At 61.7% G+C, this 13289-nt stretch carries 5 protein-coding genes; all 5 read left to right on the top strand.

Annotation, left to right across the window (positions count from 1 at the left end):
- Nucleotides 1-9: 9 nt before the first annotated feature.
- The 5 genes from rfbB to KI811_RS01135 all read left to right on the top strand — a co-directional run bounded on the left by rfbB (nt 10) and on the right by KI811_RS01135 (nt 13273).
- Nucleotides 10-1086: a dTDP-glucose 4,6-dehydratase gene (gene rfbB / locus KI811_RS01155; protein ID WP_214184654.1), complete on the top strand. Its 1077-nt coding sequence runs from the start codon at nt 10-12 to the stop codon at nt 1084-1086.
- A complete protein-coding gene (rfbD, locus tag KI811_RS01150) occupies nt 1083-1925 on the top strand; it encodes a dTDP-4-dehydrorhamnose reductase (RefSeq protein ID WP_214184653.1) in 843 nt (280 codons plus the stop codon). Before rfbB ends, rfbD begins: the two co-directional genes overlap by 4 nt.
- A gap of 18 nt (nt 1926-1943) precedes the next feature.
- Nucleotides 1944-2321, top strand: a complete 378-nt coding sequence (locus tag KI811_RS01145) for a cupin domain-containing protein (RefSeq protein ID WP_214184652.1) — start codon at nt 1944-1946, stop codon at nt 2319-2321.
- Between the two features lie 652 nt (nt 2322-2973).
- Nucleotides 2974-7263, top strand: coding sequence for a CxxxxCH/CxxCH domain c-type cytochrome (locus KI811_RS01140; RefSeq protein ID WP_246551215.1), 4290 nt, complete (start codon nt 2974-2976; stop codon nt 7261-7263).
- 40 nt (nt 7264-7303) lie between these two features.
- Nucleotides 7304-13273, top strand: a complete 5970-nt coding sequence (locus tag KI811_RS01135; RefSeq protein ID WP_214184650.1) for a fibronectin type III domain-containing protein — start codon at nt 7304-7306, stop codon at nt 13271-13273.
- Nucleotides 13274-13289 lie beyond the last annotated feature (16 nt).

Below are 13289 nucleotides of genomic sequence, written 5' to 3'. Positions count from 1 at the left end.
GAGGTTTCCATGCCTGAAACGTTTGTTCCACGCGCCATTCTCGTCACCGGCGGCGCCGGATTCATCGGCTCCAACTTCATCACCCACTTCATGGCCGCCAACCCCGGCTGCCGGGTGGTCAACTTGGATATCCTCACCTATGCGGGGAACCTGAAGAACCTCGTGGGAGTTGAGAAGAGCCCCGACTACCGCTTTGTCAGGGGGGACATCTGCAACGCTGAACTGGTCCGTGAACTCCTGGCCGAGGAGCGGATCGAGGCGGTGGTCCACTTCGCCGCCGAGTCCCACGTGGACCGCTCCATTACCGGCCCGGAGATTTTTGTCCGCACCAACGTCCTCGGTACCCAGGTGCTCCTGGAGGAGAGCCGCCGGCACCGGGAGGCGAAGGCCGTGGAGCGGTTCCGGTTTCTCCACGTATCCACCGACGAAGTCTATGGCACCCTCGGTGAAACCGGCTACTTCACCGAGGAGACCCCGCTGGCTCCCAACTCCCCCTATTCGGCCAGCAAGGCGGGGTCCGACCTCATCGTGCGGGCCTACTCCGAGACCTACGGCTTCCCGGCCCTCATCACCCGCTGCTCCAACAACTACGGTCCCTACCAGTTCCCCGAGAAACTCATCCCCCTCATGATTCACAACATCGTGGCCAACAAGCCCCTCCCGGTGTACGGCGACGGCAGGAACGTCCGCGACTGGCTCCACGTGAAGGACCATTCCTCGGCCATCGAGACGGTCCTCAAGGGGGGGAAGCCGGGGGAGGTCTTCAATATCGGCGGAAACAACGAGTGGTTCAACATCGACATCGTCCAACTCCTCTGTGATCTCCTCGATGAGAGGCTCGGCAGGCCGAAGGGGGAGAGCCGGGGGCTCATCACCTTCGTGAAGGACCGCCTGGGCCACGACCGGCGCTATGCCATCAGCGCCGCAAAGATCAAGAGGGAGCTCGGGTGGGAGCCATCCTACACCTTCGAGCGGGGGATCGCCGAGACCGTTGACTGGTATCTGGCCAATGGCGCGTGGGTCGAGGAGGTCACCTCGGGGGCCTATCGGGACTATTACGAGAAACAGTATGGAGGAGAGTCATGATTCTCGTCGTCGGCGCCAAGGGGATGCTCGGCCAGGACCTCATGCGGGTGCTGCCGGGAGACGTGCGCGGGGTGGACATCGAGGAGATCGACATCACCTCGCCGGAATCGGTGCGTCGAGTGCTCCTGACCCTCAAGCCCCGGGTGGTGGTGAACTGCGCCGCCTACACCGATGTCGACGGGTGCGAAACCAATGTCGACCTCGCCATGCGCGTGAACGGGGAAGGTGTGGGGCACCTGGCAGTCGCGACCCGGGAAATCGGGGCGCTCCTCGTTCAGGTGAGCACCGATTACGTTTTCGACGGCACCAAGGGAGCACCCTACGTAGAGGATGATCGGGTCAATCCCCTGAGCGTCTACGGCAAATCGAAGCTCCTGGGGGAGAAAAAGGCCCGGGAGAACCCTGATCACCTCATCGTCCGGACCCAGTGGCTCTATGGCCATGGGGGAAAGAACTTCGTGGAGACCATGTTGCGGCTTGCCGGGGAGCGGACCGAGATCGCCGTGGTGGACGACCAGATCGGCTCCCCCACCTGGACCGTGGACCTCTCTCTCGTCATCACCGAACTCATCGAGAACAACTGTCGGGGCACCTACCACGCCGCCAACCGCGGCATCTGTTCCTGGTACGAATTCGCCGGGGCGATCTTTGCCGAAGCGGGCGTCGGGATGACGGTGCGCCCCCAGAGCACTGAAGAGCTGGGACGCCCGGCGCCGCGGCCCCTCTATTCGGTCCTCGACTGCGACAAGCTCACCCACGATGCCGGACTGGAACTGGAAGAGTGGCGCGAGGCGCTCAAAAATTATCTGGAAAAGCGGCGGCCGGCGAGAAAAAGCTGACGGGAGGGAGATCCTGTGTTGGAACGAGGCGAACGCCCCTGGGGGACCTATACGGTCCTTGAGGAGAACAACAGTTACAAGATCAAGAGAATAGAGGTGAACCCCGGGCAGCGGCTGTCGCTCCAGATGCACCACCACCGGAGCGAGCACTGGATCGTGGTCTCCGGCACCGCAAAGGTGACCTGCGGGGATGAGGAGTACATGGTCAATGTGAACGAGTCCACCTTCATCCCCATCGCCCAGAACCACCGGTTGGAGAACCCCGGCAAGATTCCCCTCGTCATCATCGAGGTGCAGAGCGGTGAGTATCTTGGCGAGGACGACATCGTCCGCTTCGACGACGACTACAATCGCTGTGAGCCGGGAGCGGAGACTTTCTCCGGAGAAACTGATTAGGCGACAACGGCGTTTCCTTGCCATTGTCACAATAGGGACGGTAGCGAATAATTGTATCGACCGGTTGAAGGACGGATGTCACAAGTATCCTAAGGGGAAATAGGTGTATTGGAAAAGGAGCCGAGCGGCTCCTTTTTTTTCTTCTACCGATCTCCTCCTGCTCGCCGGAGAGATTTCCTCCATGATTGTTCGGGAATAGGCTCGACTATTGCACTTTTTTCATTCAGGCATGTACATACAAGATGCAATTTGTTGATATTGCATCTTTTTGTGTGCGGCTTACCCACGTTGCCGGCTATTTGGCTAGAGATAGTGACAATAACTTGTCGATTGAATAATTAGGTATATATAAAATATTCACTAATGCTCTGAGGTGCTTGTAAGCAAGAGCGTGCTATTTAGCCATTTGACATAATCTGTGCTTTGTATTGGAATGGGGAGGGGTGGTGTGATCGGCAAGGGCACCTGGCGGAGTGTTGGCTCGTTGTTGATTCTATTGTGTGTTGGTGTATTGTCTCTGGCCGGCTCAGCCGAAGGTGCGATAGAATGTTTCAACTGCCACGGTTCTCCGGGAACGGCTGATTACCGGCCCGTCGACAGTGCCTACCGGAACATAAGTTCGGGCGGTTTCCCGGGGAACCACCGGACCCACATGGACGCGTCCGCTGTGCCCTCCAGTTGCTCCCAGTGCCATCCAGGGAGCGCATCGTACACATCGTCCCACCGCAACGGCAGTATCAGGATTTCGAGCCGCGTCAACAATTCTCCCCTTGCCACTGCCTTTCGCAACCGCACTTCGTCGTCTCAGAGTGCGACTCCCATCCCCGGAAACTGCGCGAACATCAACTGTCATTTCGAAGCTGAGACCCCGATCTGGGGTTCGTCACCCCTGGCTGCCCCTGCCGGCTGTTCCGCCTGCCACGGCGCCGCCCCAAACGATGGGAACCACCCGGCGGCGTCAGGCCCCGGCACGAAGCATGGCGACTACCTGGGGACCGGGACGGGGAGTTGTGCCTCGTGTCACACGGATCACACCGTCGAGCCGCGCCCCTTTGCCCATGCCACGAGCGTTGGCAAGCGCTCGCTCGTTGTAAAATTCACCAAATCGCCCAACAACGGCGGCACCTATAGCGGGACGGTCACTTATCCCCAGTATCTTCCGAGCCAGAGCCCGACCCGCGATGGTACCTGCATGAACCTTTACTGCCACAGTGATGGCCGCGGCAATGGGCCGTTCACGACCGCCCGCTGGTCCGATTCGGGAACCATGAAGTGCTATTCGTGCCACCGCGGACGCAGCTCCGACAGCACCGAGGCTAATTGTACAAGCGTGGGGGGGACGTGGGACAGCGGAAAGACAAAATGCACCCCCTACCTCAACATGAGCAGCAACGGCCACAACAAACTGGTGGGCTCCCACTGGATCCGGAAGTACCCCTGCTCCTACTGCCACAGTGCCACCACTGACGGAGCAGGGAACATCATCGACACGACGAGGCACGTCAACGGTACAAAGGATGTGAAGATGGCATCCCAGTGGAACATTGTCGGCCGGGGTGATGCGTCCTATGATTCGGCGACCAAGGTCTGTTCCAACGTCTACTGCCACAGCGACGGTACCACCGATCCCGAAACGGTCCGCGCCTTCCCCTGGACCGCGTCCAAGGCCGGCTGCAACGACTGTCATGGCCACCCCCGTGGTGCCTGTTCGAACACTGGTTGTCATGACGGGCGGATGGAAAACGGGAAAGAGTGGACCCTTCCGGCGCGCTTCGGCACCCTCGGATCGTACGCCTTCCCTGCGGGCCAGGAGTGGATGGAGGCGATGCCGATGTTCCCCAATGCCGGTGCAGGCACTCCCCGCGCCAACTCCCATCCCCGCCATTCGGAAACGAATTTCACCTGTGACAACTGCCATGCCGCCACGGTCATCGGGGATTGCGCCTCCTGTCACACGACCAGCATCCCAAGCGGGAACATGGGAGAGTCGTCCCACCTGAACGGCGCCTTTCACGTTAACAAGTCCAAGGATGTGGTCTTCAGGGATGGGGGGAGCTACAACCAGGTCTCCAAGGCCTGCTCCAATACTGTATGCCATACCGGGGGGACCGACCCGGTCTGGGGAGGCTCGGTCAGCAGCGCCGTGACATGCCTCGGCTGCCACGGTACGTCCGGGGATGACGTGGACGATTACGGCGGGTTCAATAACGGGGTACGGGCAAAAATCAACATGACCCAGTGGTACTCGGCGGGACACGGCCGCTACTCGTCGTCCGGCCGCTACCCCGCGTCGGGGAACCCGGCGGCCAATTTCCCCGGCAACCCCTGCTGGTACTGCCACGACAACAACGTTCTGCACAATTACTCGAGCAACCGCTTCCGCTTGCGCAGGCATCTCCAGTATGAACGGCGCTTTGAGAAGGAATGCGTGTACTGCCACATGGAAGGTAAGGATTACGAGTGCCGCAAGTGCCACGATACCGCCGAATCTCTTGCGCCGCAGCTGGCCAACATCACCAGTGCGCGCTTCACCCAGAACCACGGACCGTACGCCGGCAATTCGACCAGCTGCGTGGCGAGCTGCCACACCAACGATTCGACCATCCACAAGACCGGCAGCACCCGCTTCTGGACTCCGGCGGAGAAGGATGACGTCAAGAATCAGTACGTCATGATGGGGGTTTGCCTCCAGTGCCACGATGATGACAGCGGCGGCCAATGCACGAGCTGCCACACCGCTCCCGTCGACAATCCCAACAAGTATTCGCTCGGATTCGATCCGAAAATGGAAGGGACCCGCCTGATCAAGCCCAAGCAGGCGCGGGCCTCGGCAAGCCATTTTGGCTACAAGCACTTCCGCGCCTACGAGCAGAACGGCGTCTGGAAAGGGGGCAAATTCTGCTGGAACTGCCACGACCCCCATGGCGATTCAAACATCTACATGATCCACGACAAGGTCGCTACCACTACAGATGCCCGGCAGGGGGTTCCCCAGTCCCTCGCCCCCGTTGTCTTCACCCAGAAGGGGAGCGGCAGCGATTACGTGCGGATCAAGGACCCGCAGAATCCGGACCTTCCCATCAACGGCATCTGCAACGTCTGCCATTCCACCAACAGCAAGCACTACACCAAGGATGGCGGCGACTCCCACAACCTCGGACGGGTCTGCACCACCTGCCACGAGCACCGCTTTGCCGACAGCCATGCCAACAAACAGGCATGCAACAGCTGCCACTCCAACAAGAAGCCGGTGCCCAAGCATACCGCCTTCGGCCTGCCGCGTGACTGCACCAAGTGCCATGCGGGTTCGGTGGGCAAGCGGATGGACGTCATGGGGCAGATGAAGGCCAACTCCCACCACGTCCAGGGGGTGGAGGTCAACAACCGCCACTGCTATGCCTGCCATTGGGAGGCGACGTCGGAAGGTCTCATCGATCGCCGTTATCACGAAGGGTATGACTACAAGAACTACACCTCGGTCAAGAACGCCAAGGTGGACCTGGTGGTCTGGAAGCCCGGCCTGCGGCCCACGTTCTACAACACGACGACGGCCGTCCAGTTCCTGGCCGCCAATATGGGGACGGGCAGCGAACGTGCCGAGGTGGGCAAGGTGACCAACCACTGCATCGGCTGCCACAGCGATCAGAACAACGACACCAAGCCCTTCGACGACTGCAAGACGCCGCGCCAGTACGCCTGGGACCGCCAGAGCATCGCGGCCCGCTATTCCCAGACCGGCACCACCAGTTGGGGCAAGTACAACTCCGCCACCTATCCCAACGCCAACAAGAAGGACACCGTGACCAAGTCGTTCTCCGCCCATGGCAATGCGGTTGCCAACAAGGGGGGATGGAGCGCCGCCACCGGCTATGACGCCGCCATCCCGATCACTCGCGGCGACACGGGGACCCAGAACGTCCAGTGCTTCGACTGCCACAACTCCCACGGCTCCAAGGCGGTCGGCACCACGTCGGGTTATGTCACCTTCAACGGCACCAAGAACGGCGGCAACCTCAAGGAGACCCAGAAGGGAAAGGGCGGCTACAACGTGAACTACAAGGCGATCGCCAATTCAACCGGAACCAACCCATACAAGACCGGTGCGGCCCAGTGTTTCGACTGCCACGAGACTGCCACTGGGGGGACGACCACGCCGTGGGGCTACAACTCCACCTTCGGGGCGACGGCGCCGATCATGGGGTACATGGATACAGCCCGTTTCGGCCAGGGGACCAAGGGGGCCACGGCACGCCATCCGGAGCGGGACGGCAGGAAAACCATCGTCGGCGGGCACTTGAAAGCCCAGAAGTTCCTCAACTACTCGGCCACGGGGACCATCGACGGCCTCTGTACCCCGTGCCACGACCCCCACGGCGTCTCGCCGACCCTCGGCGCCAACCAGGCCTACGGTGTGCCGCTCCTGAAAGGTACCTGGCTCAGTTCTCCCTACCAGGACGACAGGGCCCAGCCGACGCTCGGAACGAACATTTATGTGACACCGACATGGAAGATTGACCGGAACACCCTGTCCACGGACGTCAACAATAACGGCAACCGTATCAGGGAGAACGACAGCCAGTTTGCCGGTCTCTGTCTGAACTGCCACCGGAAGGAGAAACTGACCGACGGCCTCAACAAGAATACCGCATTCAAGACCCTTGACCGTGTCCATGAGTCGGTACAGGGATGGGGAGCCAACAACGAGCACTCCTACCCCTGTTCAAAGTGCCATCAGCCCCACGTGTCCGGCCTGCCGCGCCTACTTCAGACCAACTGCATGGACGTGAATCACAGGGGTGGAAAGACGTCTGGCGGCGGCTCCAACCGGAGTGGCTGGCGCGGCGGTAACTGGTACGGGTTCCCACGGGGTGTCTGGACCGCCCTCTCGTGCCACAATGGCAATTCGACCGATCAGAGGTGGAACGATGTGTCGCCTTGGTGATGAAATGAGCTCTGTTCGAGAAACATATAGGGGGGGCCCCGTGGCCGTCAATGTCAGTAACCGGCGTATGGGGGGGGGGCTGTTTTCCTTCATGGCTTCAGGCCTGCTCATGGTCATTCTGCTTGCGGTATCGGCCTCTGCCGTCCTAGGAGCCGGCGGCGACCCGGTGTCCCCTTCCCCTGTTCGGGACGCCGGGGCAGGGAAGCAGGAGGCAACGGCCTCGGCGGTGGATGCCTCCGGCAACATCATTGTCGCTGGGTACCAGAACCTTGCGGGCACTACCGATGACAACTACTGGACGGTCAAAATCAACACCGACGGCAGCGTTGCCTGGCGTGCCGGCTATGACCGGGCAGGGGGGAGCGACCGGATCGCAGCGGTGGCCACCGACTCCAACAGCCACGTAATAGTTACCGGCTATGCCTGGAACGGCACGAACTACGATATCCACACCATCAAGTACAACGGCGCCACGGGCGCGGTCATCTGGGAGAATACCTATGCGGGCTCGGCAGGGGGAAGCGACATCGCCACCTCAATCGCAGTGGATAACGCCAATGGCGTTGTCTACGTGGCTGGCTACTCCCAGAATGCCGGCGGCAACGACGACTACCTGATCCTGAAATACACCAACAGCACCTCCGGACCAGCCAATCCTCCGGCCGCCACCGTCACCTACAACGGTACCGCAAACGGCCCGGACCGGGTCAAGGCCATCGCCGCCAATGCCTCGGGCTTTGCCGTGACCGGGGAGTCGTGGAACGGGAGCGATTTCGACTGTCTGACGGTCCAGTACAACCTCTCGGCCACAAAGGTGCGCGAGTGGCGGTACTCATCCGCCGGTTCCCGCCCCGATTCCGGCAAGGCGGCCGCGTTCGATCCTTCCGGGAACATCGTCATCGCCGCCGTTGTCACCACGGCGACGGACAAGGATATCTACACCGCGAAATACGATGCCTCCACCGGGGCGATCCTCTGGGCAAAAACCACGAACGGCGGGTTCGACGACGACCCGGCCGCACTCTTCGTGGATAGTGATGGCGACGTCTATCTGGCCGGTTACAGCTGGACCCTGGCCGGCCACGAGGATTATTACGCCGCCCGTCGTGTGGGGAGTACCGGCGAGATAGTCTGGGAAAATGTGATCAACTCCGCCGCCGACAATGATGACATCGCCGTCGGCCTCACACTGGCCTCGGGAGCGACCGGCGGCGTCTTCGTAACCGGCTACAGCGTCACAACTGTAAGCGACGATATCCTCACCATGAAGCTGAAGAAGGATACCGGCACCCTTATCTGGGAGAAACGTTACGACGGTGCTTTTCACCGCAACGAACGGCCAGCGGGAATCGGCCTCGCGCCTTCGGGCAACGTGTGCGTGGCCGGATGGTCCGATGCCTGGACCAGCGGTGCCGCGGACTACGACTATGTGGCGCTCGTGTATGATTTCGGCCCTCTTGACGCGCCGACCGGCTTGGCAGCCTCGGCAACCTCGAACACTGCCATCCGCCTCACCTGGACCGATAACTCCAGCAACGAGGACGGCTTCAAGATCGAGCGCAAACTGGGCGATGACGGCGCCTGGTCGCAGATCAACACGGTGGGGGCCGGCATAACGGCATACGACGATGCGGGGCTTGTGGCGAACAATTACTATTACTACCGGGTCCGAGCCTACAACGCCGCGAATGGCAACTCGGCATACAGCGACGAGGCCCACGCCCTGACCAAGGTGGTCAGCTATGATGCTCCGGCATGGGCGTATCTCTATAATGCCCCCAATAACGGTGAGGATTACACAGCCGCCATCGCTGTCGGCTCCGATGACCACCCGGTCGTCACCGGCTACAGCACCCTGGAGGAGGAAGGGGTCCCCGGGGTCTTCTCCACCGATTACTACACGGTCAAGCTGGATCGGGCCGACAAGTCCGAAAAATGGACCGCACGCTACGACAGCGGTTCCGGCGGCATGGACCGGGCCACCGCGGTGTCGGTGCTTCCCGACAACGACGTCATCGTCTCCGGCAACGCCTACCTGGCCGGCGCAGGCGGGTTGGACAGCGACGAGATCTACACGATCAAGTATCCGGCAACTGCTCCCCTTCCTGAACGGTGGAACGACCAGTTCGGCAGGGACGGGTCCGACCGGGCAGCCGCCGTGGCAGTGGCGACGGATGCCACGAAGAAAAGCGTCATCGCCGGGTACGGGATGAACGCCTCCGCCAACGACGACATCTACATTATCAAGTACAACGAGGACGGTACGCGCGCCTGGCCCGCGGCGGTCTACGACAGCGGCAGGAACGAGTATCCCACGGCCGTGGCCATGGACGGCGCGGGGAATGTCTTCGTAACCGGCTACACGGAGAGTGCCGCTGCCGGCACCGACTGGTTCACGGCCAAGTTCAACGGCGCGACCGGAGCCCTGGTCTGGTCCGATACCGTCGACGGCGCCGGCCACGGGAACGATTATGCCCGCTCCCTTGCCGTTGACGCTGCGGGGAATGTCTACGTGACCGGTTCGATCGTGAACGCCGGCGGGAATTCCGACTTCTACACCATCAAGTATGACGGAGCCGATTCCTCTTCCAAGCGCCGGATCTGGGAGAAGTCCCACAATGGCCCCAATAACGGCAACGACAAGGGGATGGCCCTGAAGATCGACCCCATCGACGGGGCGATAATCGTTGCCGGCTCCAGCGAGACAGGGCCGGCCGACCACGATTTCCACCTGATCCGCTACAACCAGGCCGACGGCGCCGTTGTCTGGGAGCGGAACTTTGACCGTCCCGGCAAGGAGGACTATGTTTCCGCCCTGGCGGTAGACTCCTCCGGCTACATCTACATGGCCGGCAACAGCCGCAACGGCCCCGACTACGACGTCAGCTATGACGCCAGCTCAGACATCCTCTCCCTCATCTACAACCACGAGGGGACCTTCCTGGGGGCGCTCTCCTATGACGCCACCGGCCGGCAGGACGAAGCGGAAGCCATCGCCGCCAACTACCGGGGCGAGGCATTCATCGCCGGCTTTTCCAAGAACGCCTCAAGCAATGCCGACTATCGGGTGCTGAAACAGACCAACAGCTATATCCTGGTGCCTGCGCCGTTCACCGCCACTCCCCAGCCCGACTACACCAAGATGAACCTGGGATGGCGGGAGAACACTGCCGGCACCTCCTTCCGCATCTGGCGGGCTCCCGGACCCTCCACGCCAACCACCGACTGGGGCTCACCCATCTACACCGGGGCCTCCGGCACCATCACGTTCCAGGACAGCGGGCTCAGCGCCGACACCAACTACTGCTATCGGATCGAGGCCTATGTGGGGAGCATCAACTCCCGGCGGATCGAAACGTGCGTGACCACCACGGTCCCCGCGCCGACACTGGCGGCGCCCCAGGTCGTGTCGACGAGCCAGATCAACCTGTCGTGGAACAACGTGGCCGGCAACACCGGCTACCGGATCGAGCGGAAGGTGGAGGCCGGTTCGTGGAGCACCCTCGCCACCACGGGAATTGGGATTACCACCTATTCCGACACCGGCCTGACCGCCGGTACCCTCTACACCTACCGGGTCAGCTCGCAGAACGTCTCGGGTTACTCCTCCGCCAGCAACGAAGGGGGGGCGACCACAATCCCGGCAGCTCCGACGCTGAACGCCCCCACCGGCATAACCGACACCCAGGTGACGCTCACCTGGAGCAACGTCACCGGCGAGACCGGCTACAAGATCGAACGGAAGCAGGGTGCGGGGGGGAGCTGGTCCCAGATCGGCACCACCGCGCAGGATGTGCTGACGTACAATGATACCGGCCTGACGCTCAACACCCAGTACTACTACCGGTTGCGGGGTTCCAACGCGGCAGGTGACTCGGCATACAGCAGCGAGCAGGGGGCGCTTACTCTCTTCACCTCCCCGGTGCTGTCGAGCGCAGCCGGGGTGTCCACGTCCGAGATAGACCTCTCCTGGACCGCCGTGACAGGCGCGACGGGGTATACCATTCAGGAGTCGGGCTGCAACTACGACGGCGGCGGCTACGACACCTCTTACTGCACCGTCGCCAACACGTCATGGGCGTGGGGGGGGTGGTCCACGCTCACAACCGTCGGAGCCGGCGTCACCACTTACCAGCGGACCGGACTCCCCGCCGGCTATGCCTATCGCTATCGCGTCATCGCCAACGTCACGGGGAACAGCTCCGCGCCGAGCAATGAGATCATCGGCTGGAGCTGGCTGAGTGCGCCAACCGTCAGCATTTCTCCGGCGTCGGAAACGTCGCTTGCTGTTTCCTGGAACGACATCCCTGGCGAAACCAACTACACCCTTGAGCGGAAGCTGGGGACCGACGGCACCTGGGGCGAGGTGACGGGGGCCATTGGCATGGCTGTCAATTCGACCAGCTTCACGGACACGGGGCTAGCGCTCCAGACCCAGTACTGCTACCGCGTCAAGGCCTACAGCACGCTGCCGGGGAATCCCCCGTCGGTGTACAGTACCGAAAAATGCATGTACACACCGCTTCCTGCGCCGGTCCTGTCCGCGCCCACGTCTCCATCCACGACCCAGATCGATCTCTCGTGGAACAACGTCACCGGCAACACCGGTTATGAAGTTCAGATGCGCACTCTCAGCTATCCGGACAACCCGGAGTATGTGATCTATGATTGGGCATGGGGTGGATGGACCACCATAGCGAGTCTTGCTGCCGACACGACAACCTACTCCAAAACCGGGCTCACCGCGGGTTACACGTACCAGTTCATGGTCCGCGATCTCTATTCAGGAGGAAATTCCGCCTGGAGTAATGCCCAGATCCTCACCACCCGCCCCTCCGCATCGGCGATCACCGGGGTGGGCGCCGCCTCCACCACCCAACTGGACATCTCATGGAACAACGTCAACGGCGAGACGAGCTACAAGCTCGACTGGAAGGCAGGCGCCGGAGGAAGCTGGAGCACCATCACGGCCGGTCAGAACGTCACCAGCTACGCCCACGGCGGTCTCACTCCGGATACGGTCTACTACTATCGGATCAGGGCCACCAGTTCCGGCGGCGACTCCGACTACAGTGCCGAGGTGTCCCAGATCACGGCGTTGCCGGTGCTTGACCCCCTTACCGGGATTACCTCGTCGAAGATCGATCTGTCGTGGAGCAACATCACTGGCAATACCTCCTACATCATCGAGCGTCAGGTTGAGGGGGGCGCCTGGGCGCAACTCACCACGGTCGGGCAGAACGTGACCACCTATTCCAACACCGGCCTGACTGCCGGGACCCTCTATGGCTACCGGATTAAGGTCGTCAATGCCGCGGGGACCTCGGCCCCCAGCAATGAGCGTTCGGCAACGACCGCCCCGCCTTCCACCACCGCCACGGCGACAGTCCTTTCCTCTTCCCAGATCCAGATCAGCTGGCCGGTGGTTACCGGTGCCACCAGTTACAAGGTCGAGCAGAAGCTGGGAGGCGGCGGGTCGTGGAGTGAAATAGCCAACGTTGCGGCGACTTATGGCACAGCATATTGCGGCTATGCCGTCCCACGAATCGACTGCACGTCACCGACGCCGAACATCGCCAGCACCACCAGCAGCGGGCTGACCGAAAGTACGCAGTACTGTTACCATGTCAAGGCAGCGAACAGCGGGGGGGAATCGGCGCCGAGCCCGCAGGTCTGTGTCACCACCTCGGCGATGCCCAATCAGAATCTGACCCTGACAGCACTCAATGCCTTCAAGGTCCGACTCGGCTGGTCGGCGCTGGAATGTTCGCCGAATCCCTGCGACTCACCCCAGGGGTACGAGATCGAGATGCGGGTCGGCAATAGTATCTGGGTCCCTGTGGCGACGGTTCCCGCAACCCCGCTTACCTATACCGATACGGTCGGCATCGAGCCCCAGAGGAGCTACCGGTACCGGATCAGGGCATTCAACGGCTCTGACCGCTCTCCTTACAGCGAGGGGACAGTCACGACTCCCGCCTATGTCCAGGGGGACAGTACATGTCCGTGAGATTGCCGATCGCCGC

The sequence above is a fragment of the Geobacter hydrogenophilus genome, assembly GCF_018501225.1.
GTDB lineage: Bacteria > Desulfobacterota > Desulfuromonadia > Geobacterales > Geobacteraceae > Geobacter > Geobacter hydrogenophilus.
This window is presented reverse-complemented; position numbering and strand designations above follow the sequence as displayed.